Here is a 26,134-nt window from a genome sequence, read left to right as displayed (position 1 = left end):
AAAGTGCAGGACTTCGCCGGACGAGTCGCCGCGATCACCGGGGCGGGATCGGGCATCGGACGCGCCCTCGCGTACGAACTCTCCCGCTACGGAGCCCGGTTGGCACTGTCCGACATCAACGAGGCGGCGGTCGCGGAGACCGCCGCGCACGCGCTGAAGCTCGGGGCGAGCGAGACCACGGCGACCCGGCTCGACGTCGCCGACCGGCACGCGGTGCAGGCGTGGGCGGACGAGACCGCCGCCCACTTCGGCACCGTCAACCTCGTCTTCAACAACGCGGGCGTCGCCCTCACCGCTTCCGTCGAGGAGATGGAGTGGGAGGACTTCGAATGGCTGATGGGGATCAATTTCTGGGGCGTGGCCTACGGCACGAAGGCCTTCCTGCCGCACCTGCGGCGCGCCCGTGAGGCCCATCTGGTCAACATTTCCAGTGTGTTCGGGCTGATGGGCATCCCGACGCAGAGCGCGTATTGCGCGGCGAAGTACGCGGTACGCGGCTTCACCGAGTCGCTGCGCCAGGAAATGGCGCTGTCGAAGAGCGGCGTACGCGTCACCACCGTGCACCCGGGCGGCATCAAGACGAACATCGCCCGCAGCGCCCGCGTCGCGAAGGGCCTGCCGCAGGGCGAGATCGCCGACCACTTCGACAAGAAGCTCGCCACCACGTCGCCGGAGCGCGCCGCGCGGATCATCCTGCGCGGGGTCCGGCACAACCGCTCCCGGGTCTTCGTCGGCCCGGACGCCACCGCGATCGACCTCGGCCAGCGCGTCCTCGGTGCCGGACTTGAGCCGCTGGTACGCCTGTTCGCGGGCCGCTCGCTCCCCGTCGCCCCCGCCGCGCCGACCGCGGCCAAGCAGCCCCCGGCCGCACCGTCCGCCACCTGACCGACGTCTCCCGCACGAGGAGCCCCATGAGCGAGATATCCCCGACGGCCGAACCGGCGGAGGAACCGCGGGACGCGGTACCGCCGCCGGACACGAGGAGCACCGAGCCGGACGTAGTCGTGAAGGAGACGGCCGCCCCGGCCGGACCCCGGCCCGCGAAGGCCGCCCGCAAGCCGCGCACCCCCAAAGCCCGGCCCGTCCCGAAGCGCGCCGTCGGCGGCTCGGCGACGGTGGCGCCGGACGACTCCGGCGACCCGGCACCCGCGAGCGGCACCGTGGAACCGGCCGCGGCGCAAAGCATCCCGTCGGCCCGATCCGCCCCCTCCCCCTCCCCCTCCCCCTCCCCCCGCCGGATCCTCCCCGCGCGCCGTCTCCACACCGTCCTCCTCCGCGACGGCGCCGCCCTGCACGTCGTCGAGTACGGGCCCACCGACGCCGGCCTCACCGTGGTGCTTGCGCACGGCTGGACGCTGACGCACGGTTCCTGGGCGGTGCCCGCGCAGGCGCTGGCCGATGCCGGCGTACGGGTGGTGACCTACGACCAGCGCGGCCACGGGCGCTCCACCGCGGGGCTGGAGCGGCCGTTCTCGATCGACCGGCTCGGCGAGGACCTCGCGGAGTTGATCGAGGCGACGGTGCCGACCGGGCCGATCGTGCTCGGTGGGCATTCCATGGGCGGCATGACGATCATGGCGCTCGCGGCCGCCCGCCCCGAACTGTTCGAGGGCGGGGACCGGGTGCGCGGCGTCCTGCTGTGCGCCACCTCGGCGGGCGACCTCGTCCCGGTGGCGCCGCATTTCCGGTGGGGCGCCCGGCTGCGCAGCCGGGCGCTGCTGCGGTTCTTCGCGTGGGGCGAGCAGCGTCCGCAGGTGTTCGCGCGGGGCCGGAGACTGCTGCCGGGGCCGCAGACGAAGGCGCATGTGCGGGCGACGCGGCGCGGGTTGTTCGGGAAGAACGCGGACGACGCGGTGGTGCAGTCGTGTGCGTGGATGGTCTACAACACGCCGGTCGAGGCGCTGTGCGGGTTCTTCCCCGCGCTGGCGGCGCACGACAAGGCGGGCAGGCTCGGTGCGTTGGCGTCGGTCCCGGTGCGGATCGTGGTCGGGGACCGCGACAAGCTGACGCCGGTCGGGCACAGCAAGCGGCTCGCGGCGGAGTTGGCGCACGCCGAGCTGGACATCGAACCCGGCTGCGGGCACATGGTGCTGACGGAGCGTCCGGAGACGGTCGCGGCGCCGCTGCGGGACCTGTGCCGGGCCGCAGCCGAGCCCGGGCCCAAGCCCTCCGCACCGGCGCCGGAGCCCGCGTCGGCCGGGTGAGGAACGCGCGGGTGTGCCGCCGGCCGGGGCGGCGGCGCACCCGTGCCTGCCTCAGTCGACGCGCCACCCGGAGATCGACGGCCAGCGGACGGTGAGGACGACGGATTCTTCCTCGGCGACCCACGAGTGGTCGACGCCCTTGCCCCACACCACGTAGTCGCCCTGGCGGCTCAGTACCACGGTGCGGTCCGGGAGTTCGACGCGGAAGCGGCCGCTGATCAGGACGAGCAGCGCGGTGCGGACTTCGCCGGTGGCCCATTGCGCACGCCGGTCGCCCGGCGGGTGGGTGCCCCATTTGATCTCGACGTCGCTGCTGTGCCGCGGGTCGCCGGGGTCCTTGAAGTGGCCCAAGAGCCAGCCGCGGTCGAGGGGGGCGTCGTGCCCCGCGTTGCCCACGTACACCGTGTCGTCGTTCATGGCCGCCTATCCGCCTGCGCCGCGCCCGCGGCCGGTTCCCGCGCCGATGATATTGCGGGCGGAATGCGCCCCGATGCGGTAGGCAGGGGTGTCATGAAGACCACCACACTGGGTGCAGCGGGTCCCGAGGTCGGCGTGATCGGGCTTGGCTGCATGGGGATGACACACGCGTACGATCCGGACGGGCGGGACGATGCGACGTCGGTGGCGGTGCTGCACCGGGCCGTCGAGCTGGGTGTGACACTGATCGACACGGCGGACGTGTACGGGCCATACACGAACGAGGAACTCGTCGGCCGCGGCTTGGAGGGCCTGCGGGACCGCGTGGTGCTGGCCACCAAGGTCGGCCTGGAGCTGGGGCCGCAGGGCCTGACGTCGAGCATGTCGGGGATGAAGCTGAACGGGCGGCCGGAGCATGTCCGGCGGTCGATCGACGAGAGCCTGCGGCGGCTGCGCACCGACCACGTCGACCTGTACCAGCTGCACCGGGTCGACACGGAGGTGCCGATCGAGGAGACGTGGGGTGCGCTGGCGGAGGCCGTGCAGGCGGGCAAGGCGCGGGCGATCGGCCTGTCGGAGGTGACGGTCGAGCAGATCGAACGGGCGCGGGCGGTGCATCCGGTGGCGTCGGTGCAGTCCGAGCTGTCGCTGTGGACGCGGGACGCGCTGGCGGACGTGGTGCCGTACTGCGAGGCGCACGGCATCGCGTTCCTGCCGTTCTCGCCGCTCGGCCGCGGGTTCCTGACCGGCACGATGGCGAGCGTGGACGATCTCCCGGCGGGCGACTGGCGGCGGACGATGCCGCGGTTCCAGGCCGAGACGATCGCCGCGAACCAGGCGATCGTGGCGGCGGTGCGGGCGATCGCCGACCGGGCGGGCGCGACGCCCGCGCAGGTCGCGCTGGCGTGGGTGCGGGCGCAGGGCGCGTACGTGATCCCGATCCCCGGCACGAAGACGCCGAAGTACCTGGTCGACAACGCCGCGGCAGGAGACCTCACGCTGAGTGACGCGGATCTGGCGGAGCTGGACGCGCTCCCGGCCCCGGAGGGCACCCGCTACTGAGCCTGTTTCCGCAGGTCGGAGGCCCATATAAGGCACCGCTCCGAGGCGGGGAATAACCCCGTGGCCGACTCCCTTATAGCCGATGGTTTACGATTCAACCATTAGCCAGGAGAGGGAGTCGGCCATGAGCGGCATGCAGTTCGGGATCTTCAGCGTCGGCGACGTCACGCCGGACCCGACCACCGGACGTACGCCGACCGAGCACGAGCGCATCAAGGCGATGGTCGCGATCGCGCTGAAGGCGGAAGAGGTCGGGCTGGACGTGTTCGCGACCGGCGAGCACCACAACCCGCCGTTCGTGCCGTCGTCGCCGACGACCATGCTCGGCTGGATCGCGGCGCGCACGTCGAAGCTGCTGCTGTCCACGTCCACGACGCTGATCACCACGAACGACCCGGTGAAGATCGCCGAGGACTTCGCGATGCTCCAGCACCTCGCGGACGGCCGCGTCGACCTGATGCTCGGCCGCGGCAACACCGGCCCGGTCTACCCGTGGTTCGGCCAGGACATCCGCATGGGCATCCCGCTGGCGATCGAGAACTACGCGCTGCTGCACCAGCTGTGGCGCGAGGAGAACGTCGACTGGCAGGGCCGCTTCCGCAGCCCGCTCCAGGCGTTCACCTCGACCCCGCGGCCGCTGGACGACACCCCGCCGTTCGTGTGGCACGGCTCGATCCGCTCGCCGGAGATCGCCGAGCAGGCCGCCTACTACGGCGACGGGTTCTTCGCGAACAACATCTTCTGGCCGAAGGAGCACTTCCAGCGGCTGATCGAGCTGTACCGCACCCGCTATGCGCACTACGGGCACGGCACGCCCGAGCAGGCGATTGTGGGGCTCGGCGGACAGGTGTTCCTGCGCAAGAACTCGCAGGACGCGGTGCGCGAGTTCCGCCCCTACTTCGACAACGCGCCGGTGTACGGACACGGCCCGTCGCTCGAAGAGTTCACCGAGGAGACCCCGCTGACCGTCGGCAGCCCGCAGGAGGTCATCGAGAAGACCCTGGGCTTCCGCGAGACCTTCGGCGACTACCAGCGCCAGCTGTTCCTCGTCGACCACGCGGGACTGCCGCTCAAGACCGTGCTCGAACAGCTCGACCTGCTCGGCGAGGAGGTCATACCGGTGCTGCGCGAGGAGTTCGCGAAGGGCCGCCCGGCGGACGTGCCGGACGCCCCGACGCACGCCGCGCGCGTCGCCGCCGGCCCCGCCGCGCAGACCGAGACCGGAACCGAGACCGAGACCGAGACCGTGGAGGTGACCGCATGACCCGCATCGTCGCGGTGACCGCCGGCCTGAGCGTGCCGTCGTCGACCCGCCTGCTGACCGACCGCCTCGCGGCGGCGGTCGCGGCGGGCGTCTCGGACGCCGAGGTCCGGGTGCTCGAACTGCGCGAGTACGCCACGGACATCGCCAAGCACCTGGTCACCGGCTTCCCGTCGGCGAACCTGCGCGAGGCCCTGGACGCGGTGGCGTCCGCGGACGCGCTGATCGCCGTCACGCCGATCTTCAACGCGTCCTACTCCGGCCTCTTCAAGTCGTTCTTCGACCTGGTCGAACCGGACACGCTGACCGGCAAGCCGGTGCTGATCGGCGCCACCGGCGGAACTCCCCGCCACTCGCTGGCGTTGGAGCATGCAGTACGGCCGCTGTTCACCTACCTGCACGCGGTCGTGGTGCCGACGTCCGTCTACGCCGCCTCGGAGGACTGGGGCGGCACCGACGGGCTCGACGCCCGGATCGCCCGCGCCGCCGACGACCTCACGGCGCTGCTGGCGCACCGGCTGCCGGCGCAGCGCGCCGAACCGGAGCTGATCCCGTTCGCGCAGCAGCTGGCCGCGTTGCGGCCGTCCTCGGACGGCTGACCGCGACGGCACCGCCCGCCACCCGAACACCCGGTTGGCGGGCGGTTGGTTCTCCGGGCAAAGTTCCGGTGCAGAACTGATACATCGTCACCAAGGTTGTGATACAAAACCCTTGGTGATGCGGAGGCAGGTGGGGAGCCTGTCCCACACAGGGGGCGCGCAAGTCAAGCGCGGACTCCCTCATTCTCGTGCAGTGGCGATGGTGCAGACTCATCCCGTCCCACTGACCACGAGAGGTTTTCGTCCCCCCATGCGTTCTTTCCGTTCCACCCGTGTTTCCGCTCTGCGCGTGACCGCCGCGGCGGCCTCCGGGATCATTGCCATGACGGCCCTGACCGGCTGCCTCGGCAAGGACGACAAGAAGTCGAACGCGTCGTCGAGCAGCTCCCCCTCGGCCTCGGCCTCGGCGTCCGACGATGCGACCGGCAAGTCCACGGCGAGCCCGACCGGCAAGTCGACCTCGACGAAGAAGCCCACGGGCAACCCCACCGCCACCGGCTCCTCCGACATCTCGGACTCGGTGAAGCGGATCGACCTGAAGGTCGGCGACTGCGTCAACTACGAGGGCGAGAAGACGACCAAGGTGTCGTGCAGCAGCCCGCACGACGAAGAGGCCGGCGCGATCTACACGCTGCCCGACTCGATGAGCCCGATGTCGCTCACGTTCAAGGACGACATCGACGACAAGTGCAAGACCCTGCTGACGCCCATCATCGAGCGCCAGACGAACCCGAACAAGTACAGCTACAGCTACATCTACCCGTCGTCGTCCTCCTGGATGATGGACAACGACCGCACCCTGCAGTGCATGGTCGCCGACGCCAACCAGGGCAAGCTCACCGCCAAGCTCAAGTAAGTGCAGGGCCGCGAACGGCCCCGCACGATCAGGCCCGCGCCGGTTCGACCCCCATCAGATCCGCCGCCCAGTCCTGATCCTCCGTCACCACCACCAGGCTCCGGGTGGCCCGCGTCAACGCGACGTACAGCGTGCGCAGGCCGCTCGGGGCCTGTTCGGCGATTTCCCGCGGGTCGGCGATGACCGCGGCGTCGAACTCCAGGCCCTTGGCGTCCAGCGCGTCCATCACCTGCACGCGCGCCGGGAACCCGGCAAGCGCCGCCGCGTACGGGGCCGTTCCGCCGACCGGCGCGACCACGCCGACCGTGCCCTCGACCTCGTCGAGAAGCCCGGTCACCGCCGCGCGGACCGCGTCCGGCATGCCGCCGGGGCCCGTGGCGACCAGCCGCGGCGGTTCGCCGCCGGTCCGCACCGCGCGCGCCGGCTCGGCGCCCGGCACCGCGCGTTCCAGCACCCGCGCCGCGACCCGGGCGATCTCCGCCGGGTTGCGGTAGTTCGTGGTGAGCACGAACTCGTGGCGGCGCCGCTCCCCCAGCGCGTCCGACATCGCCGCCGCCGACGCCCCGAGGTCTTCCCACGCGCTCTGCGCCGGGTCCTCGACGATGGTCCACGTGGCGTGCCGGCCGCGGCGCTTGAGCATGCGCCACTGCATCGGGGCCAGGTCCTGCGCTTCGTCGACGACGATGTGCGCGTACTCGGCGGGCTCTTCCGCCTCGTCGCGGGTCCTGCCCGCGCGGGCCATGCGGTCCGCGTACGTGGTCACTTCGCGGATCTCGTCGGCCGGCGACGCGGCACGGACCGCCTCGCCGGTGAAGATGTCGTAGCCGTCGACGATGTACGGGTTGTCCTCCTCCGGCACCCCCGCGATCTTCGGCCGGGGCCGCGGCAACGGGCCGACCAAGCCGTCGAGTTCGTCCATCAGCGCGACGTCCAGGAACGACACGTCGCCGGTGGCCGCGGTGTGCCGCCACGACCCGGACAGCAGCTCGATCTGCTCGCGGCCGAGCCGGCCGCGGGCCGCCCGGTCCAGGCGCGCCGGGTCGGCGAGACCGCGGAGGATGTCCAGCGGCTTCACCAGCGGCCACCAGGTGTCCAGGAACACCGCGAACTCGTCGCGGGCGGCGACGTCTTCGAGGAACGCCTCCTTCTCGCCGCGGCCCGCGCCGCGCGACGCGAGGCGTTCCCACAGCGCGGCCAGCACGGCCTTGGCCGCGGCGACGCGCTGCGTGTTGGGGCCGCGCCGGGCGCGGTGCAGCAGGTCGCGGCGAATGCCGCGGAGGGTGCGCGCGTCCAGGACGACCTCGGTGCCGCGGTGCCGGATCCGCAGTTCGCGCGGCGCACCGGCAGGCGTGTCGTCGACGGCGCGGCGCAGCAGCGGCACCATCGCGGTGGAGCCCTTGATTCGGGCTACGGCCGCACGGTCGTGGTAGTTCGCGGTGGTGCCGTCGACGAGGTCGCCGAGGGAGTGCAGGACGGCGCCGCCTTCGCCGAGCGAGGGGAGGACGCGTTCGATGTAGGCGGTGAAGCGCGGGTTGGGGCCGACCACGAGGACGCCGCGTGAGCCGAACCGCTGGCGGTGCCGGAACAGCAGGTAGGCGACGCGGTGCAGGGCGACGGCGGTCTTGCCGGTGCCGGGGCCGCCGCGGACGATCACCGAGCCGTCGGCGGGGGCGCGGATCGCGTCGTCCTGCTCCTGCTGGATGGTGGCGACGATGTCGCGCATGCTGCCGTCGCGGGTGCGGCTGAGCGCGGCGAGGAACGCGCCGTCGCCGACCACGACCAGGTCGTCGGGGGCGTTCTCGGGGTCGAGGAGGTCGTCTTCGACGTCGACGACCTTGTGGCCGCGGCAGTGCAGGACGCGGCGGCGCACGACCTGCCGCGGGTCCTCCGGGGTGGCCTGATAGAAGGACTCGGCGGCGGGGGCGCGCCAGTCGACGACGAGGATCTCGCTGTCCTCGTCGCGGACGCCGACGCGGCCGATGTGCCACACGTCGCCGGTGTGCAGGTCGAGGCGCCCGAAGACGAGGCCGTCGTCGGCGGCGTCGAGGGTGCGCGCCCACAGTTCGGCGCGGAAGACCATGGTGTCGCGTTCCACGAGCGAGCCCATGGTGCCGACCTGGGCTTGCTTGTAGCCCTCGCGCATGAGGGCCTGCGCTTCGCCGCGCATGGCGTCGAGCCGCTCGTAGGCGCGGTCGACGTGCTGCTGCTCGGCGTCGATCTCGCGCTGCTTGACGTGCGCGGCGGCATCCGCGGCGGGGGCGGCGGAAGCCGGCTGCGGCGCGGTCGGCGTGGTCGCCGGATCCGGCGCGGGCGCGCCGGAAGGCTGCTGCCCGGGTGAGGGCAGGGGCATCGGGGTGGCTCCTCGTGCGGGAAGGGCGGGCAAAGATCCCAAAGACCCGAGGCTAGTACGTGCCGGGCACCTGGCGGGAATCCCGCCCGGAACGTCCCCGCCCGCCTGTGCCTCAGGCCCGTTTCCGCCGCAGCCGCCGCACGGCGACGATCGCCGCGGCCAGCCCGGCGGCGCCGAGGAGCGCCCACAGCCATACGGCGCCGCCGATGCCGCCCGAGCCGCCGTCGGGCGACGGGGCGCGCGCGGCCTGCGGCCCGGTTCCGCCGCCGGCCGGGGCGGCGGGCGCGGCGGACTGCACGGTCAGGGTCAGCTGGACCTTGGCCTCCGCGGCCGGGAGGGCGCTGTCGTTGACCGTGATGGTGACGGACGTCGACCCGGCGTCGGTGGGGGTGCCGGACATTTCGCCGGTGAGCGGGTCGAGGAGGATCCCGGGCGGCAGCCCGTCCGCGCCGAACCGGTACGGCTCGGTGCCGCCGAGCGCCTGGATCTTCATGCTGTACGGCTGTCCGGCGGTGCCTTGCGGCAGTGCCCCGGAGGCGATCTTCAGCCCGGCGCTGGGCGTGGCGGTGACGGCGGGCGATTCGGGCGAGGTGCCGACGGCGTTGACCGCGCGCACCACGTAGGCGTACGAGGTGCCCTGGGTCAGCCCGGTGTCGGTGTAGACGAGCGTGGCGGGGGTCACCGTGGTGATGAGCATCGGGGTCGGCTGCGCGGTGCCGCCGGTGCGGTAGATCTGGAAGCCGGTGAGGTCGGAGCCGCCGTTGTCGGCGGGCGGCATCCAGGACAGCACGGCTTCGCCGTCGCCCGCGGTCGCGGTCGGTGCGGACGGCGCGCCGGGGATGGTGACGCCGGCCGCGGTGAGCGGCACGCTGCGGGTGCCGCCGGGGAAGTTCCCTGCGAAGGTGAGCGTCCCGGTGGCGGGGCCGCGCTGGCCGACGGTGAGCGTGACGTTGACGCTGCACTTGGTGCCGGGCTGGAGCGGGGTGTTGAGCGGGCAGCTGGTCTGGGTGTTCTCGACGGCGAACGGCGGCGACGCGGTCATGGAGGTCAGCGTGAGCGGTGCCGCGCCGCTGCTGGACACCGGCACGTTGCGGTTGACGGTGGACGGCACCGGGCTGCTGCCGAAGTCGACGCCGGTCGGCAGGTCGCCGATGTCGCCCGCGGGCACGCTGAACACGAGGACGGCACGAGGGGCGCCGTTGCCGCCGCCCATGACGACGTTGCCGTCGGGGAAGACGTTGCGGTCGGTCGGGAAGGACCCCGGCGAGCCGCCCGCGGGCGCGGACAGCCAGGGGGTCAAGGCGGTGCCGCCGAGGGACGTGGATATCTGGTCGAGCATCGCGGTCACGCTGCCGCCGGGCTTGATCGGCGTGTCGGCGGCGATGCGGGCGGTGCCGGTGGCCGTCGCGCCGGGGCCGGCGACGGTGGCCGCGCCGTAGAGGGTGACCGACACCGAGGTGGCGTCCGCCGGGATCGGCACTGTGCCGGACTGCGTGACGGTGACTTCGTGCTGGGTGGTGACGGTGGCCGTCAGGCGGGCCGGGTGCGCGGGTTGGCCGGCCGCGCGGTGGGCGGCCGGGGCGGCGGCGGCGGGCCCGCTCAGGGCGACGAGCGCGGCGGCCAGGAGCACCGCGCCGGGGCGCGCTCCGGCGCGTGGGCGCGGCCGTGCGCCGCCGAACGGGAAACGGTGACGAAGACGTTCGACCATGCTGTGCGGGACCCCCGTGGGCTGCGTCCGGAACCGGACGTCGTCGCAGCTCACGGGTGTCCGGTCGGTCGTACGCGCGGATGGTAGCGCCGTGCGCGCGCCACCGCGAGAGGCTGCGCGCGGAGATCGCCGTGAGATTCCCGTGAGATTCCCGTGGGATGCCCGGGAGTTCGCACCGGGGCAGAAGAAAGCCTGCCCGGCAGCCACCGACCGACAGGGGTTGGTTGGTCGAACGGCGGCCACCGGACAGGGATTGTGGACCGGGTCGCGTCAGGACCCGATGCGCCGCAAGTCTTCCCCGTCGTCGACGCGGTTGTCGAATGCATTGCCGGATAGCGCACCGGCATCGGATACCGGCCCGGCGTCGTCCGCGGGTGCGGTGGAACCGTCGAGGATCCACCGGTCGCCGTCGCGCCGCCAGCGCAGTGGGTCGCCTTGCCCGCGCCACGGCTGATGCGCGGTCAAGACCCGTTCCCACAACCGGACTTGACGCCGCCAGAAGGCCCGAATCCGCCCCGGCGGCCGTGGCCCCGGAGTCCTCGTCGGACCGGTGGGCCGCCAGTCGCGGCCGTCGCGGCTGTCCGCGCCGAACAGCGGGCCGAGCACCGCGAGCGCGACGAAGAAAAGCGCCGCCATTGCGGCAAAAACGTACTCCACGACTGGCACCTCCCCGGAAACCGACCGGGAGCGGGCGAGAGCCGCGTGGGTTTCGCGGGGTCCCGTTCTCGGTCTTCTCCAGTCTGCGGAAGGCGCCATCATGATCCAAGGGCCAATCGGCCGCGAGTGGACTGGGCCAATCCGCGATGGGCGCGCCACGGGCGGCGAGGTGGCCTGACGTCACGGATGCGGCCAGATTCCGGCCAAGCCCGATCGCAGGCGATCCGATCCGGTCGCCCCCGTCGGGAATCCGCGCGCCGGGCTGTCCGGATCGCGCATCCGGCGCCGAATCCGCAGGTCTCCCGGCGGCAGGGTGGGGCGTCGGGCATCGTGGAGTGCGTAGGATCGACATACCGGCCGCACGGCCGGTGTCCGACCCCCGCCGACGGCGCAAGCCGGTCGCGGGAGGACCGGCAGAGCGCGCACCTCCCCCCAGCGCGCGGCCGGCATGGGACGGGCCCGCAGACATTCCCCCCGTCTGCGGGCCCGTTTCCCTTTGCGCGCTTTTCCGCCGCGCGCCGCCGCGCGCCGGTGCGCGCCGGTGCGCGCCGGTGCGCGGTTTCGGTGGTCCGCCGGTCAGGGGGCGGGGAACTTCTCGCCGACGAGGTCCTCGGACAGCGTCCACAGCCGGGCCGCCGACTCCGGGTTGCGGGCCCACGCCGCGTGGCCGCTGCTGACCGCGCAGTCCTCCGCGTACACCCCGCCCTGCGCGGCGAGTTCGGGCGCGGTGGCGGCCCAGACCTGGGTGGCGGCACCCTGCGGAACGGTCTTCATCGCGGGCATGCCGGCGCGGCTGATCTTGCTCTGCAGGTCGCCGCCCTGCTCGCGGGTCATGTACCGGCCGAGGTTGGTGCGGATCATGCCGGGGTGGACGGCGTAGGAGCGGACGCCGCGGTCGGCGAGGCGGCGGTCGAGTTCGACGGTGAAGAGGATGTTGGCCGTCTTGGACTGCCCGTAGGCCTTCCACGGGTGGTACTCGGTCTCCGCGAAGTTCGGGTCGTCCCACAGGATGTCGCTCGCCACGTGGCCGCCCGAGCTGAGGTTGACGACACGGGCGGGTGCGGCGCGCAGCAGCGCGGGCGCGAGCAGGTTCGTGAGCAGGAAGTGGCCGAGGTGGTTCGTGCCGAACTGCAGCTCGAAGCCGTCGGCGGTGCGCTCGAACGGGGTGGCCATCACGCCCGCGTTGTTGACCAGCAGCCCGATCTCCGGGTGGCGCTCGGTCACCCGGGCGGCGAACGCGCGGACCGAGGCGAGGGAGGTGAGGTCGAGCACGCCGGCCTCGACGGATCCGGCGCGCTTCCCGGGCTCGGCGGCGTCGGCGATCGCCGCGACCGCTTCGGCGCCCTTCTCCGCGGTGCGCGCGGTCAGGACGACGTGCGCGCCGGCGCCGGACAGCACCCGGGCGGTCTCCAGGCCGAGCCCGGAGGTGGCGCCGGTGACCACCGCGGTGGTGCCGGTGAGGTCGATGCCGGCGATGACCTCGTCGGTGGTGGTGTCGGCTCCGTAGGCGGTCATGGGGCGGCTCCTCGACAGAATGCTTGACTCGATCATGCACTATGCGGCACGGCGGACGCGGGCACAAGCCCGGCGCGGACCCCATCCGCCCGGTTCGTCCGCCGTGCGCCGGACCCGGCAAAAGCACCCGTCCCGGACCGCTCCGGTCCGGCTCCGTCCATCCGGCGCGCCGAGCGCACTCCGCGGGCCGCCGCGTGTGGAAAGATTCCCTGTTCGGGAGCGCTTTCGGGGCGGCCGCCCCGGCCGCGACGGGGAAACCCGGATATATGCGCCCTCGATGGCACGACGGATCGTCAGGCAGGAGGGGAGGGGGGCGTGGACCCGTTGGCACCGCGCGCCTGGACGCCGCTGGAACCCGGCGACCCCGCGCAAGTCGGCCCGTACACGCTGCTCGGCCGACTGGGTGCGGGCGGCATGGGCCAGGTGTTCCTGGCCCGCTCCCCCGCGGGCCGCCGCGTGGCGGTCAAGACCATCCGGCCCGAGCACGCCGCGACCCCGGAGTTCCGTGCCCGCTTCACCCACGAAGCGGCCGCCGCGGCCCGGGTCAGCGGCGCGTTCACCGCGGCCGTCGTGGCCAGCGACCCGCACGCGCCGGTGCCCTGGATAGCCACCGACTACGTGCGCGCGCCCTCGCTGCAGACCCTCGTGGAGACCTGCGGCCCGCTGCCGCCCGGCGCGGTCATGTGGCTCGCCGCGGGCACCGCGGAAGCCCTCCAGTCGATCCACACCGTCGGCATCATCCACCGCGACCTCAAGCCGTCGAACATCCTCGTCGACGAACAAGGCCCGCGCGTCATCGACTTCGGCCTGGTCTACGCGGTAGGCAGCGTCATCGCCACCGGCGCCCCCGGCCGCGCCACCACCACCGGCGGCACCACGGCCATCGGCACCCCCGGCTACATGGCCCCCGAACAGGCGCACGTCGGCTGGCACGCGCTCAGCACCGCCAGTGACGTCTACGCCCTCGGCCTCACCATGCTGTACGCCGCCACCGGATGCAGCCCCGGCCAGCCCGTGCCGCAGCTCCCCACCCTGCCCGCCACGCTGCGCGACCTGATCGCGCGCTGTGTGGAACAGGACCCGCGCCGCCGCCCGAGCACCTCCGGCATCATCGCCGAACTCGGCAGCAGCGTGGACCTCATGGCCTACGAAGGCGCGGAAGGCTGGCTCAGCCCCGCCGCATGGGAGTTCCTCCAGGCGTTCCGCAGCGCGGCCACGCCCGGGACGACGTCGCCGACCGGCCTCCTCAAAGCCGCGCCGCCCCAGCCGCGCGACGGCGACCCGGACCGCACCATGCCCGCCGTGCCCGTCGTCGCCCCGCCGCCGGGCCGGGTCAACCCGCCGGAACCGCGCCAGGCCCGCTACGCGGCGCTCGACTCCGCGGTCCACACGCTGACCCCGCAGGAACGTCCCTACGCCGCGGCCCACGACCAGGCCGCGCAGCTCGCGTCCCGCAACCAGCACCGCGAAGCCGCGAAAGCGTTCCACCAGCTGTACCAGGAAGTGTCGGCCCGGTTCGGCGCCCACCACACGCTGGCGGTCTTCGCCCAGCTCGGCAACATCCATGCGCTGGGCCGCCTCGGCTGGCACGCGATGGCCCGCGACCAGGCGCAGCAGGCGGTGCACCACCTCACGCAGGCCCTCGGCGCGGGGCATCCGCACACCTTCCTCATGCGCGGCGAACACGCGCTGTGGACCGGCCACGGCGGCAACCCGGGGCACGCGGCGGAGCTGCTCCAGTCGCTGGTCACCGAGTACTCGGCGACGGTCGGGCCGACGGCGCCCGCCACGCTCGCGGTCCGTACGGAACTCGCGCTGTGGACGGGGCTGGCCGGTGACCCGGGCGCGGCGTCGTACCAGCTGCACGCGGTGGTGGCGGACTGCCGGGCGACGCTGTCCGAGATCGCCGCGATCACGCTGGACGCGAAGTCGTCGCACGCGCACTGGACGGGCGCGGCCGGCGACCCGCGGCGGGCGGCGCAGTTGTACGAGTTCATCCTGGCGGAGGCGCAGACCGCCTACGGGCCGGATGCCGGGTTCACGCGGGACATGATCCGGCGGCGGGACTACTGGCGGTCGCGGTAGGGGTGCCGCGTTCGGGCAAGTCGCGGTAGGTATGCGGGGTGCCGGCCGCTCGGGCCGGCCGCGTGCGGCGAGGAGGACGGGCAATGGTCGAAGGACTGCTCCAGGGGCGCGGCGCGGTGGTGACGGGCGCGGCCCAAGGCATCGGGCTGGCGATCGCCCGGGTGTTCTGCGCGCAGGGCGCCCGCGTGCTGATCGGCGACCGGGACGCGGACGCGGCCCGCGCGGCGGCCGACACGCTGACCGCGGAGGGCGGCACGGCGGTGGCCGCGGGCTGCGACGTGACCGTGCCGGAGGATGTGGACGCGCTGGTGCGGACCTGTGTGGACACGTTCGGGGCCTTGGACGTCTTCGTCAACAACGCGGGCATCACGCGGGACGCGACACTCCGCAAGATGAGCCTCGACGACTTCGAAGCGGTCGTCGACGTGCACCTGAAGGGGACCTGGCTCGGTCTGCGCGCCGCGTCGCTGGTGATGCGGGAGCAGGGTCGCGGCGCGATCGTCAACATCTCGTCGCTGTCCGGCAAGATCGGCCTGCCCGGGCAGACCAACTACAGCGCGGCGAAGGCCGGGATCGTCGGCATGACGAAGGCTGCGGCGAAGGAGCTGGGCCACCTCGGCGTCCGCGTCAACGCGGTGCAGCCCGGCCTGATCCGCACGCCGATGACCGAGGCGATGCGGCCGGACATCTGGGAGGCGAAGGAACGCGAGGTCCCGCTGCAGCGGGCGGGCGAGCCTTCCGAGGTGGCGAATGCGGTGCTGTTCCTGGCGTCGGACCTGTCCAGCTACATCACGGGGTCGGTCGTGGAGGTGACGGGCGGCCGCGGGATGTGACCGCCGGGCCCGTCATTCCCGGGTGAGGATCTGCGGGCCGTCGGCGGTGATGGCGACGGTGTGTTCGAAGTGGGCGGCGCGGCGGCCGTCGGCGGTGGCGAGCGTCCACTGGTCGGGGAGGATCCGGTAGTCGCCGGTGCCGCCTTCGAGGTACATCGGTTCGATGGCGAGGACGAGGCCTTCGCGCAGCCGGTAGCCGCGGCCGGGGCGGCCTTCGTTCGCGACGTGCGGGTCTTCGTGCAGCGACGTGCCGATGCCGTGGCCGCCGTGGCCGTGCAGGATGCCGTAGCCGTGGGCTTTGGCAACCTCCTGGATCGCGTACGAGATGTCGCCGAGGCGGGCGCCCGGGATCATCTGGGCGATCCCGGCGTCGAGCCCTTCCTTCGTCGCCCGCGACAGGCGGGTGGCGGCGGCGTCGACCTTGCCGACTTCCACGGTGATCGCGGCGTCGGCGTGGTAGCCGCGGACGGCGGCGCCGCCGTCGATGGACAGCAGGTCGCCCTCCCGGAGCACGGTGTCGTCGGGGACGCCGTGCACGATGCGGTCGTTGACGGACAGGCACAGCACGCCGGGGAACGGCGGCACGGAACAGTGCGGGCGCTGCCCGAGGAAATTCGGCTCGGCGCCCGCGGCACGGATGGTGTCGGCGGCGAGGCGGTCCAGCTCGATCAGGGACACGCCGGGGACCGCGGCGGCGGCGGTGACGCGCAGCGTCCGGGCGACGACGCGGCCTGCGGCGCGCATGAGTTCGATCTCGGAGTGGCTCTTGAGGGAGACCAAGGCAGGGGCCTTCCGGTGCGGGGACGACGGCCGGTGGGGTCGGGGACGACCAGGGCGCGGCCGGGTTGCGGCTGGGCTGCGGCTGGGTGGGGCCACTGGTGACCGAGCAGCGGCCAAGCAGTGGCCAAATAATACACACCAAAAAATCCCAGCCGAAAAATCTTGGCGCTGGTGACGGAAGCCTGGTTCGCCCCGAGGGGACAAGGCTTAGACTCGGCGCATGGTGCGAACTCCCCTGACCGAGGAACAGCGGTATCGCGGCCGCGCGCTGGGGCAGACGCTGCGCGAGGCGCGCGGGGCGCGGAGTGCCGCGCAGATTGCCGCGGAGTCCGGCGTGCCGCTGGACACGCTGCGGAAGATCGAGCGCGGTGTGATCGCGATGCCCGCGTTCTTCACCGTGGCGCAGCTGGCCCGCGTCCTCGACCTGGATCTCGCGACGCTGGCGGACGACATGCTGGCGGCAGGGGACGCGGATCACGCCGTGGCGTCCTGAGCCTTCCGGCGGTCGTCGCGACAGCTTGCGACTTTCCCGGCGGTGATCGCCGCCGGTGGCGCGGCCGCCCGGCGTGGGCGGTGCCGCGGCGCGGTTTTCCCGAGCAAGCCGGCTCCGCACCGGACGGCCGGCCCGGGTACCCCCGTCGGGGTACCGGAAGACCGGTGCCGTCCGCACCGCCCCCGGGCCGTCGGCCGATGCGCCGATCGGAGGATTGGGGACGTGTGCCGCCGACTTTCCGCGCCGCGGCCGTGTCTTCGCCGGGCGGTACGCGTTGTGTGCGGTAGACGCCGCCGCATCGGAGCGGCGCCGCAACCGGTTCGGGAGGTCGAGGTGTCGAGCCGACCAGCTGATGCCCGTGCCGCCGGACGGCAAGCTCCCCGCGGCGCGGGCGCGTTCCCGAGTCGCCCGCGCCGCGTGCGGGGGCATCGGACGGAGCGTGCGTGCGGCCGAAGGGGGGAGCCGGCACGCTGAGCCCTGTCCGTGCGCCCGGAGCGGCGCGTGGGGCGGGAGCAACGGGTAGGCGGACGGTCAGGCGACTATTCGTTCGGGCGCGAGGGACCACACCCGCACGGACCGCCGCGGAACGCCCGCGGCCCCGCTCAGACGAACGCGGCGGTGCCCGCCGTGCCCCACAGCGGCCCCGGGAACGGCGACGCGAAGTACGCCGGCACGAGGCGGTCCGGAACGCGCGGCATCCGCGGCAGTTGCGACGCCCGCGCGGCGGGGACGTACAACGACGCCATCGACCCGAACAGCACCGCGACGGCCACCACGGCCGCACGCCGGAAACCGAACCTCATGCCTGTCTCGCTTCCTCGTGAACCGACGCCGTCCACCCCGGACTTGGCGCCGTGACCCGCCACCCGCGTGGCGGCGGCATGACGCTAGCGTTTTGTCGAGATTCCGATGCGCCAGGTTGAGCCGCACGGGTGAAGCGAAGGGCCCGTGAGCGGGCTGGGACACGCAAGTTCACCCCGAAGAGTGAGCATCGTGGGGCTGTTTGCCACGCCGTTTGCGGTGTCCAAAGCACAGCCGATCACGCGACGGACTACGCTCCCGCGGCCGTCCGCGCGTCGGCCGCGCGAACGACCTCCCGCGACTTCAGAAGGTCCAGGAACAGGTCGGCGTTCAACCGCGACAGTCGTTCGTGCAGCCGTCGGGCAGGTCGTCCACCCGACCATTGAACCGCTGGACCGCCGTGTTCGCCGGGTGCCCGCACCCGGCCGACGAGGGCCGAATCGACCGCTCCGACACGCCATCCGCCCCACCTGCCGCAGGAATATAACCATATAAGGGATCATCTAGGGCATATCCCAGCGCCCCGGAGGTGATCCCCACGAATCCCCGCCGACGCCGTCGACGCCTTGCCGTCGCCTGTCTGATCGCCGTTTCGGCGGCCGTGGGCTGCTCCTCGTCCAGCGGGTCCGGTTGGCCGCGGCAAGCCGATACATCGACTCGGCCCGCAACGCCGTCGCAGGATGCGCACGCCAAGGCTGTTCCCGGCAAGCCCGAGCAGGACCCCGCCGAGCGCGCCGCCGCGGAGGCGCGGGCCGCCGTCGAAGCCGAGGCGGCGCGCGCCGAAGCCGAGCGCGTCGCGCGTACCGCCCGCGAGGCCGCCGCCCGCAAGTGGGGGCTCGCCACTCCCCCGCTCGCCGCCCCCGCACCGCCCGTGACCAAACCGGTGCTCGTCGACAACGGGCAGCACGTGATCGTCCGCCCCGGACTGCCGCCCGTGGTGCGCCGCGTGCCGACCACCGACAAGGTCGTCTTCCTGACGATCGACGACGGTGCGGAGAAGGACCCGGACTTCAGCCGCATGCTGCGCGAACTCAACGTCCCGGTCAGCGCGTTCGTATCCGACTACCTCGCCCGTACGGACTACGGCTACTTCCGCGACCTCGAAGCGCACGGCGTCGCCATCAACAACCACACGCTCAACCATAAGGACCTGCGCAAGCTCGGCGGCGACGCCCTGCAGCGCGAAGTCTGCGGCCAGCAGGACAGCTTGGAGAAGCAGATCGGCGTCCGCCCCAAGCTCTTCCGCCCGCCCTACGGCGAATACACCGCGGAAGCCCTCTCCATCGCCCGCTCGTGCGGCGTCACCGCGGTGCCCCTCTGGAACGAGGAAGCCTTCCCGGACCGCATCGAGTACCGCTACGGCGACCACAAGCTCCAGTCCGGCGACATCATCCTCACCCACTTCCGCGGCACGGACACGTGGAAGGGCACGATGGCCGACATGCTCCGCCGTGTCCTCCGCGAAGTGACCGACCAGGGGTTCGCACTTGCACGCCTGGAGGACTATCTCTGAGCCGATCCCCTGCCGCTACGGTCGCCGCCATGCCTCCGACGACCCCCCAACCCACCCACGAACCCCCCTTCCACCACATCAAAATCCGGGTGGCCGCCGCCGTCTTCGACGGCGACGACGTGGCACTCGTCCGCCGCGTCAAGCCGACCGGCGCGAGCCACTACTCCCTCCCCGGCGGGAACGTCGAGCCCGGCGAGGACCTCGACGACGCCCTGCGCCGCGAACTGGACGAGGAGCTGGGCCTGCGCCTGGCCCCCGTCGGTCCCGTTCCCGGCTTCACCTGGCTCGTCGACGCGATGGTGTCCCGCCCCGGCGGCACCCCGCCCCGCAAGCTGCATCTCGTCTACCGGGTGCACCTCGCCCCAGGCCTGCGCGCGGGCCTCCGGACGACCGAAGACGACGAAGCCGGCCCCGGCGATGTCGTTTGGCTCAATTACCGGCAGACCGGCGGCCTCCACCTCTTCCCGCGCGTCCCGCTCGCCGGACTGGCCCATCCGCGCGCACCCGTCGAGGCCGCGCAAGCCCTCCTGCCGCCGATGAACGAAGCCACCTTCACTTGGGCGTAAAGCGACCCCAGGACAATCCCATAATCGTTAGACGTGCTAAGCATCTATACTTGGCGGTTGTGACGACCCCCGCGGCGCAGGCCGCTACCGAGGTTTCGCGTGCCGCCGCCGGGCGCGGGTGGTTGCGGCGCTTGCTGGCTGCCTGTTGGCGGCACAAGAGCAGCGTCCTGTGGGCCTTCGGGGCGTCCATCGTCGGCATGACCGTCACCGCGTTCGTGCCGCTCGTCCAGCGCGCCGTGATCGACGACGCCGTCCTCGCGCACAACCGCCCCCTGGCCCCGCTCGCCTTCCTGCTGCTCGGGGCGGCGGTGATCAACTTCGGATCGTCGTTCATCCGCCGCTATATCGGCGGGCGCCTGTCCCTCGAGGTGCAGTACGACCTGCGCAACCAGGTTTTCGGCGCGCTCTCCCGGCTCGACGGCGCCCGTCAGGACGAACTGCAGACGGGACAGATCGTCAGCCGCGCCGGCTCGGACATCACGATGATCTCCGGCGTGCTGGCCATGCTGCCGATGCTCACCGGCAGCGCGTTGCTGTTCGTGATCTCGCTGGTCGTCATGTTCTCGCTGTCGCCGCTGCTGACCCTGGTGGCGATCGCCGTCGGTCCCGGGCTGTTCGTGATCGCGCGGATGTCGCGGCGCAGGCTCTTCCCGGCGACGTGGGCGGCGCAGCAGGAGGCTGCCTCGCTCGCGGGTGTCGTGGACGGCGCGGTGACCGGCGTACGGGTCGTCAAGGGCTTCGGGCAGGAGGCCCAGGAGGTCGGCCGCCTGGAGGACTCCGGGCGGCGGCTGTTCGCGGCGCGGATGCGGGCGGTGCGGCTCAACAGCCGCTACACGCCGACCCTGTCGGCGATTCCCGCGCTCGGCCAGGTCGGCGTGCTGGCGCTGGGCGGCTGGCTGGCGATCCAAGGCGAGATCACGCTGGGTACGTTCCTGGCGTTCTCGACATACCTGGGGCAGCTGGTCGGCCCGGTGCGGCTGCTGGCCGGGCTGCTGACGATGGGGCAGCAGGCGCGGGCGTCGGTCGAGCGGGTGTACGAGGTGATCGACTCGCAGCCGCTGGTGACCGAGAAACCGGACGCGCCGCCGCTGCCGGCCCGGGCGTCGGGGATCGAGTTCGACGGCGTCAGCTTCGGCTACGTCGCGTCGCGCCCGGTGCTGGACTCGTTCACGGCCGCGGTCGCGCCGGGTGAGACGCTCGCGCTGGTCGGCACGTCGGGGTCGGGCAAGTCGACGGTGTCGATGCTGCTGCCGCGGTTCTACGACGTGCAGGGCGGTGCGATCCGCATCGACGGCCACGACGTCCGCGACGTGACGCTCGGTTCGCTTCGCGAGGCGATCGGCCTGGTCGCGGAGGACTCGTTCCTGTTCTCCGACAGCGTGCGCGCGAACGTCGCGTACGGGCGTCCGGACGCGACCGACGCGCAGGTCCGCGCGGCGGCGCGGGCCGCCGAAGCGGACGGCTTCATCTCCGACCTGCCGGACGGCTACGACACGGTCGTCGGCGAGCAGGGCCTGACCCTCTCCGGCGGCCAGCGCCAGCGCATCGCCCTCGCGCGGGCGCTGATCACCGATCCGCGGATCCTGATCCTGGACGACGCGACGTCGGCGGTCGACCCGAAGGTCGAGGCCGAGATCCACGCGACGCTGCGCCGGGTGATGGCGGGCCGCACGACGGTGCTCATCGCGCACCGCCGCTCGACGCTGCAGCTCGCGGACCGGATCGCCGTGTTGGACCGCGGCCGTCTCGTCGACATCGGCACGTACGAGGAGCTGGACGAACGCTGCCCGCTGTTCCGTCTGCTGCTGTCCGGCCCGGGCGAGGACGCCGAAGGCTGTGACGCGGACGTGGAAGGCCGGGAGTCGGTCGCGGACACCGCGGGCAAGCAGATCGCCGTCCCCGCCGTTCCGGCGGCCCCGGCCGCTTCGACCGGCCGCGTCGACGGCGTCACCCCCGAGCTCTGGGACCGTTCCCAGGCCCCGGACGACGCCCCCTCGGACCTCCAGCCCACCGCCGCGCAGTCCGTCGCCCTCGGCGGCGGGGGCGGCGGGCGTGGCGGTCCCGGCGGCGGGTTCGCGTCGATGCTGTCGGCCACCCCGGAACTCCTCGCGCAGGTCGCGGCGCTGCCGCCCGCGACCGATACGCCGCGGATCGACGAGCGTGCGGCGCGTGCCGAGGACCCGCAGTTCACTCTGAAGTCGCTCCTGCGGCCGTACCGGTGGCCGCTGCTGATCGGCCTGCTGCTGGTGGCCTTGGACGCCGCGGCGCAGCTGGCGCTGCCGGCGCTGATCCGGACCGGCGTCGACCGGGGTGTCGCGGACGCGGCGACGAGCACGATCATGGCGGTGTCGCTGGTCGCGCTCGGTGTGGTGGCCGCGGATTGGCTGGTGAGCGTGGCGCAGGTGCGGATCGCGGGGCGGACCGGCGAGCGGCTGCTGTACACGCTGCGGGTGAAGACGTTCGCGCACTTGCAGCGGCTGGGCTTGGACTACTACGAGCGGGAGATGTCCGGGCGGATCATGACCCGGATGACGACCGACGTGGACGCGGCGTCGACGTTCCTGCAGACCGGGCTGGTCAGCGCGGTGGTGAGCGTGCTGACGTTCTTCGGCATCATGGCGGCGCTGCTGGTCCTGGACTGGGAGCTGGCGCTGGTCGTGATGAGCGTGCTGCCGGTGCTGATCGCCGCGACGGTGGTGTTCCGGAAGCGGTCGTCGGCCGCGTACAACGATGCGCGCGAGAAGGTCAGCGTGGTCAACGCCGACCTGCAGGAGAACGTCGCGGGCATGCGTACCGCGCAGGCGTTCCGCCGCGAGGAGCGCAATTCGGCGCGGTTCGCGGCGCGGAGCCGGGACTACTACGACTCGCGGCTGACGGCGCAGCGGTACATCGCGATGTACTTCCCGTTCGGGCAGTTCCTGTCGAACGTGGCGGCGGCGCTGGCGCTGATCGTGGGGGCGCACCGGGTGGGTGCGGGGACGATGACGGCGGGTGCGCTGATCGCGTACCTGCTGTACATCGACATGTTCTTTGCGCCGATCCAGCAGTTGTCGCAGGTGTTCGACGGGTATCAGCAGGCCGCGGTGGGGCTGCGCCGGATCCGGGACCTGCTGCGGACGCCGACGTCGACGCCGGCGCCGGCGCGTCCGGTGCCGGTGCCGGAGGCCGGCCTCAAGGGCGAGATCGTGTTCGACGACGTGCACTTCGCGTATGCGACGGAAGCGCCGGACACGTTGGCCGGCGAGCCGGTCGCGGGCGGCAGACCGCGCAAGGCTCCGGAGGCGTTGACCGGTATTTCCCTGCGGATCGCCCCAGGTGAGACGGTCGCGCTCGTCGGGCAGACCGGCGCCGGCAAGTCGACCTTGGTGAAGCTCGTCGCGCGCTTCTACGACGTGGGCTCCGGTGCGGTCCTGGTCGACGGTGTGGACGTGCGGGACTGGGATCTGGCCGAGTACCGGCACCGGCTGGGCGTTGTGCCGCAGGAGGCCTATCTGGCGGCGGGCACGGTGCGCGACGCGATCGCATACGGCCGCCCCGACGCGTCGGACGCCGAGGTCGAGGCCGCGGCGCGGGCGGTCGGCGCGCACGACGCGATCGCGATGCTGCCGGGCGGCTATCTGCATCCGGTCGGCGAACGCGGCCGCACCCTGTCGGCCGGGCAGCGGCAGTTGATCGCGCTGGCCCGGGCGCAGTTGGTGGACCCGGACATCCTGCTGCTGGACGAGGCGACAGCGGCGTTGGATTTGGCGACCGAGGCGGCGGTGACCCGTGCGGCGGACGAACTCGCCCAGCGGCGCACCACGCTGGTGGTCGCGCACCGGCTGACGACGGCGGCGAAGGCGGACCGGATCGCGGTGGTCGACCGGGGCCGCATCGTGGAGACCGGCACGCACGCCGAACTGGTCGACGCGGGCGGGGTATACGCGGGTCTGTGGGCGGCGTTCACGGGGGCGCACGAGCGGGTCGCGTAGTCCGAGCAGCCGGGGAGCAGAGGGGCGGCCAAACAACGGTCGGGATGGCGCTTCATGCGGACATGTCCGTGAAGTGATCGGAAGAAACCGTTTCGAGGGCATGTATTTGGCCGCCGCGCGGCCCTACTGTGGCTGCTCCTTATCCGGCACGTCGCTTCCCGCCCCGGAGGTGTGCACGTTGCCCCGATCCCCCATGCCCACACGAAGATTCCGTGGCCCAGGTGTGGCCGCCGCCCTGACGCTGGCGCTCACCGCGTCGGCGTGCAGCAGTTCCGGCGACAAGGCGTCCCCGAAGCCCAGCGCCGCTCCCCCGGCCGCGACCGGTGCGGCCAGTGCGCAGCCGCCCGCGAAGACCGGCGGGACCATCACGATGCTCGCCGTGCAGGACTCCGCGCAGCTCGACCCGTTCCGCACGGCCTATGTGGCGGTGACCGACGAGCCGCGGTTGTCCGCGCTGTACGACCCGCTGTTCGCGATCCAGCCGGGCACCGGGAAGCTCCTCGCGCATCTCGGTGAGAGCATCACGTCGCCGGACGGCGGCAAGTCGTGGGTGCTGAAGCTTCGTTCGGGGGTGCAGTTCAGCGACGGCGCGCCGTTCGACGCGGCGGCGGTGAAGACGAACTGGGAGATGCACGCGGATCCGGCGACGGGTTCGCTGCACCGGGCGGCGGCGACCGGGCTGAAGCTGACGGTGGCCGATCCGCTGACGCTGACGATCGCCCCGCAGACGCCGAACGCCAACTTCGACCGCACGCTCGCCCAGGAACTCACGTACATCGAGTCGCCGTTGCAGCTAGCGAAGGGCCCGGCTGTGTACGGCACGCAGCCCGTCGGCGCGGGCCCGTTCGTGCTGAAGAGCTGGACGCGCGGCAGCGAGCAGGTGTTCGCGCGGAACCCCACGTACTGGCAGAAGGACAAGGGCCTGCCGAAGCTGGACGGGTTCACGGTGCGCAATGTGCCCGACATCCAGCAGCAGTTGGCGTCGGTGAAGAACGGCCAGGCCGACGTGTTCACCAGTTCCGACCCGGCGCTGCTGGAGAAGGCGGCGAAGGACGCGCACGCGTCGGTGCTGCGTGTCGACGGCGGCCAGTACTTCATGTTCAACCTCTCGCGCCCGCCCTTCGACGACCCGCGGGCCCGGCGGGCGATCTCGCTGGCCCTCGATCCCGCGGACATTCCGAAGACGCTGAACAACGGCTACATCCCGGCCAAGGGCCTGTTCTCGTCCCAATCCGCTTTCTTCGACCCGGCGTTCGTCCAGCCGCCGCCGAACCGGGCGGAGGCGCAGAAGCTGTTCGACCAGTTGGCGGCGGAGGGGAAGAAGGTCGACTTCTCGTACCTGATTCCGCAGAACCCGTCGTCGCAGAAGACGGCGGAGTACATGCAGAGCCGTCTGCTGACCTACTCCAACGTGTCGATGAAGATCGAGGCGCTGGAGATCGGCGCGTACATCCAGAAGTCCGCGATCCAGCACGACTTCCAAGGCCTGCTCACCCAACGTTGGGTGGTCGACCCGGAGCCGCAGCTTTTCATGGCGTTCTTCTCACAAAGCCCCCTCAACTACGGATCGTGGAAGAACCCCGCGGTGGACAAGGCCCTCCTCACCGGCCGCGGCAGCTCCGACGCCGCGGTCCGCAAACAGGCCTACTCCGACCTGCAACGCGCCCTGATCGAGGACATGCCGCTGTGGGTGTACTCGGAGGCCGTCGTGGGCCCGATCTACAACGACAAGGTGACGGGAGTGGAGGTCTACAACGCGGGGGTGGTGTTCATGGACCGCATCGGACTGAAGTGAGGTGAGGAGGAGCGGACGCGGGGGCGCGCCTTCGACATGCGCCAACCGAGGGACGATCCGCGACGCGGCGAGAATTCGGTCCTAGTGTCGGCCCCGACTTTCCGTCACGAAAGGGTACGACGTGCACCGAACGTTCCAGCGAGCCGCAGTCCTGCTGACGGCCGTCGGCATTGCCTGCCTTCCGGGCATCGCCGTGGCCGACGCCCCCGCTCCGCCGCCCTCGACCGTGGTCGTCGTCGGCAACAACAACCAGCTCGCCGGGCAGAACGTCTTCAACGCCGGCCGTGACAACACCGTCGGCTCGATCGGCTCGATCGGCGCGGGCGGCCCGGGAACCGGCGTCGGAGGCACCCCGTCCCCGGCACCGACTTTCACCGCCGTGATCCAGAACAATTCGCGTGCCACCCTCACGCTCACCCGGCACACCGGCGACGCGAACTTCCCCGGCAGCATCTTCGGTCTGCTTCGCAGCACCGTCGCCTTCTCGGAGCGCTCCACGGCCGATTACGAGAGCAGCGACGGCCGCGCCATGTCCATCACCCTGGACATCAACTCCGCCGGCCAGGAATCCGTCTCGTGCGACGGCGACTGCCGCATCGACCAGGGCGACACGATCGTGTTCGCCTGACCGCCCGCCCGGGCCCGCACTCGCGCCGATACGGCGCCGA

21 protein-coding genes are annotated in these 26,134 nt (G+C 72.3%); 14 read left to right on the top strand and 7 right to left on the bottom strand.

The window, feature by feature from the left end:
• The first annotated feature begins 3 nt into the window (after window positions 1-3).
• A complete protein-coding gene (locus ACPA54_RS17625) occupies window positions 4-885 on the top strand; it encodes an SDR family NAD(P)-dependent oxidoreductase (protein WP_423530793.1) in 882 nt (293 codons plus the stop codon).
• A 26-nt stretch (window positions 886-911) separates the two neighbouring features.
• Window positions 912-2,204, top strand: coding sequence for an alpha/beta fold hydrolase (locus ACPA54_RS17620; RefSeq protein ID WP_423530791.1), 1,293 nt, complete (start codon window positions 912-914; stop codon window positions 2,202-2,204).
• Between the two features lie 51 nt (window positions 2,205-2,255).
• Here the strand turns inward: ACPA54_RS17620 and ACPA54_RS17615 are convergent, their stop codons facing one another.
• Window positions 2,256-2,621 (bottom strand): cupin domain-containing protein, encoded by a 366-nt coding sequence (locus tag ACPA54_RS17615; RefSeq protein ID WP_423530789.1) that lies wholly within the window; start codon window positions 2,619-2,621, stop codon window positions 2,256-2,258.
• A gap of 93 nt (window positions 2,622-2,714) precedes the next feature.
• On the opposite strand from ACPA54_RS17615, the gene ACPA54_RS17610 reads away from it, so the two are divergent.
• From ACPA54_RS17610 to ACPA54_RS17595, 4 genes are all read left to right on the top strand, one after another.
• On the top strand, window positions 2,715-3,683 hold the full coding sequence (locus tag ACPA54_RS17610; RefSeq protein ID WP_423530787.1) for an aldo/keto reductase: 969 nt from the start codon (window positions 2,715-2,717) through the stop codon (window positions 3,681-3,683).
• 133 nt (window positions 3,684-3,816) lie between these two features.
• On the top strand, window positions 3,817-4,947 hold the full coding sequence (locus ACPA54_RS17605) for an LLM class flavin-dependent oxidoreductase (RefSeq protein ID WP_423531285.1): 1,131 nt from the start codon (window positions 3,817-3,819) through the stop codon (window positions 4,945-4,947).
• A complete protein-coding gene (locus ACPA54_RS17600) occupies window positions 4,944-5,543 on the top strand; it encodes an FMN reductase (RefSeq protein WP_423530785.1) in 600 nt (199 codons plus the stop codon). The genes ACPA54_RS17605 and ACPA54_RS17600 overlap by 4 nt, the downstream gene beginning before the upstream one ends.
• Window positions 5,544-5,865: 322 nt before the next feature.
• Window positions 5,866-6,399, top strand: coding sequence for a septum formation family protein (locus tag ACPA54_RS17595; RefSeq protein WP_423530783.1), 534 nt, complete (start codon window positions 5,866-5,868; stop codon window positions 6,397-6,399).
• Between the two features lie 28 nt (window positions 6,400-6,427).
• Here the strand turns inward: ACPA54_RS17595 and ACPA54_RS17590 are convergent, their stop codons facing one another.
• The 4 genes from ACPA54_RS17590 to ACPA54_RS17575 all read right to left on the bottom strand — a co-directional run bounded on the left by ACPA54_RS17590 (window position 6,428) and on the right by ACPA54_RS17575 (window position 12,629).
• Complete coding sequence (locus ACPA54_RS17590) at window positions 6,428-8,749, bottom strand: HelD family protein (protein WP_423530781.1); 2,322 nt, start codon at window positions 8,747-8,749, stop codon at window positions 6,428-6,430.
• Window positions 8,750-8,861: 112 nt separating this feature from the next.
• Complete coding sequence (locus tag ACPA54_RS17585) at window positions 8,862-10,457, bottom strand: fibronectin type III domain-containing protein (protein WP_423530779.1); 1,596 nt, start codon at window positions 10,455-10,457, stop codon at window positions 8,862-8,864.
• 270 nt (window positions 10,458-10,727) lie between these two features.
• A complete protein-coding gene (locus ACPA54_RS17580; protein WP_423530777.1) occupies window positions 10,728-11,093 on the bottom strand; it encodes a hypothetical protein in 366 nt (121 codons plus the stop codon).
• Between the two features lie 597 nt (window positions 11,094-11,690).
• Window positions 11,691-12,629 carry an SDR family NAD(P)-dependent oxidoreductase gene (locus tag ACPA54_RS17575; protein WP_423530775.1) on the bottom strand — a complete coding sequence of 313 codons (939 nt, stop codon included), beginning with the start codon at window positions 12,627-12,629 and terminating at the stop codon, window positions 11,691-11,693.
• Window positions 12,630-12,944: 315 nt separating this feature from the next.
• Here ACPA54_RS17575 and ACPA54_RS17570 point away from each other — a divergent pair, with 315 nt between their 5' ends.
• Together ACPA54_RS17570 and fabG are read left to right on the top strand one after the other, a co-directional pair.
• Window positions 12,945-14,714 carry a serine/threonine-protein kinase gene (locus tag ACPA54_RS17570; RefSeq protein ID WP_423530773.1) on the top strand — a complete coding sequence of 590 codons (1,770 nt, stop codon included), beginning with the start codon at window positions 12,945-12,947 and terminating at the stop codon, window positions 14,712-14,714.
• An 83-nt stretch (window positions 14,715-14,797) separates the two neighbouring features.
• Window positions 14,798-15,547, top strand: coding sequence for a 3-oxoacyl-ACP reductase FabG (gene fabG, locus ACPA54_RS17565; protein ID WP_423530771.1), 750 nt, complete (start codon window positions 14,798-14,800; stop codon window positions 15,545-15,547).
• Window positions 15,548-15,559: 12 nt separating this feature from the next.
• On the opposite strand, the gene map is transcribed toward fabG, so the two are convergent.
• Window positions 15,560-16,327, bottom strand: coding sequence for a type I methionyl aminopeptidase (map, locus tag ACPA54_RS17560; protein WP_423530769.1), 768 nt, complete (start codon window positions 16,325-16,327; stop codon window positions 15,560-15,562).
• 220 nt (window positions 16,328-16,547) lie between these two features.
• Here map and ACPA54_RS17555 point away from each other — a divergent pair, with 220 nt between their 5' ends.
• Window positions 16,548-16,820 carry a helix-turn-helix domain-containing protein gene (locus ACPA54_RS17555; protein WP_423530767.1) on the top strand — a complete coding sequence of 91 codons (273 nt, stop codon included), beginning with the start codon at window positions 16,548-16,550 and terminating at the stop codon, window positions 16,818-16,820.
• 602 nt (window positions 16,821-17,422) lie between these two features.
• Here ACPA54_RS17555 and ACPA54_RS17550 read toward each other — a convergent pair.
• On the bottom strand, window positions 17,423-17,623 hold the full coding sequence (locus ACPA54_RS17550; RefSeq protein ID WP_423530765.1) for a hypothetical protein: 201 nt from the start codon (window positions 17,621-17,623) through the stop codon (window positions 17,423-17,425).
• A gap of 527 nt (window positions 17,624-18,150) precedes the next feature.
• Here ACPA54_RS17550 and ACPA54_RS17545 point away from each other — a divergent pair.
• The 5 genes from ACPA54_RS17545 to ACPA54_RS17525 all read left to right on the top strand — a co-directional run bounded on the left by ACPA54_RS17545 (window position 18,151) and on the right by ACPA54_RS17525 (window position 26,094).
• Window positions 18,151-19,134, top strand: a complete 984-nt coding sequence (locus tag ACPA54_RS17545; protein WP_423530763.1) for a polysaccharide deacetylase family protein — start codon at window positions 18,151-18,153, stop codon at window positions 19,132-19,134.
• A gap of 29 nt (window positions 19,135-19,163) precedes the next feature.
• Entirely contained in the window at window positions 19,164-19,700 is a 537-nt protein-coding gene (locus ACPA54_RS17540; RefSeq protein ID WP_423530761.1) for an NUDIX hydrolase, read from the top strand.
• 59 nt (window positions 19,701-19,759) lie between these two features.
• Window positions 19,760-23,671 carry an ABC transporter ATP-binding protein gene (locus ACPA54_RS17535; protein WP_423530759.1) on the top strand — a complete coding sequence of 1,304 codons (3,912 nt, stop codon included), beginning with the start codon at window positions 19,760-19,762 and terminating at the stop codon, window positions 23,669-23,671.
• A gap of 223 nt (window positions 23,672-23,894) precedes the next feature.
• Window positions 23,895-25,466, top strand: coding sequence for an ABC transporter substrate-binding protein (locus ACPA54_RS17530; RefSeq protein ID WP_423530757.1), 1,572 nt, complete (start codon window positions 23,895-23,897; stop codon window positions 25,464-25,466).
• A 121-nt stretch (window positions 25,467-25,587) separates the two neighbouring features.
• Window positions 25,588-26,094 carry a hypothetical protein gene (locus tag ACPA54_RS17525; RefSeq protein ID WP_423530755.1) on the top strand — a complete coding sequence of 169 codons (507 nt, stop codon included), beginning with the start codon at window positions 25,588-25,590 and terminating at the stop codon, window positions 26,092-26,094.
• The last annotated feature ends 40 nt before the right edge of the window (window positions 26,095-26,134 follow it).

Origin of the sequence: Uniformispora flossi, from assembly GCF_049534875.1 — a bacterium.
GTDB classification, from domain to species: Bacteria; Actinomycetota; Actinomycetes; order Streptomycetales; family Streptomycetaceae; genus Yinghuangia; species Yinghuangia aomiensis.
The sequence above is the reverse complement of the archived record's forward strand: the minus strand, read 5'-3'. Positions and strand labels throughout refer to the sequence as shown.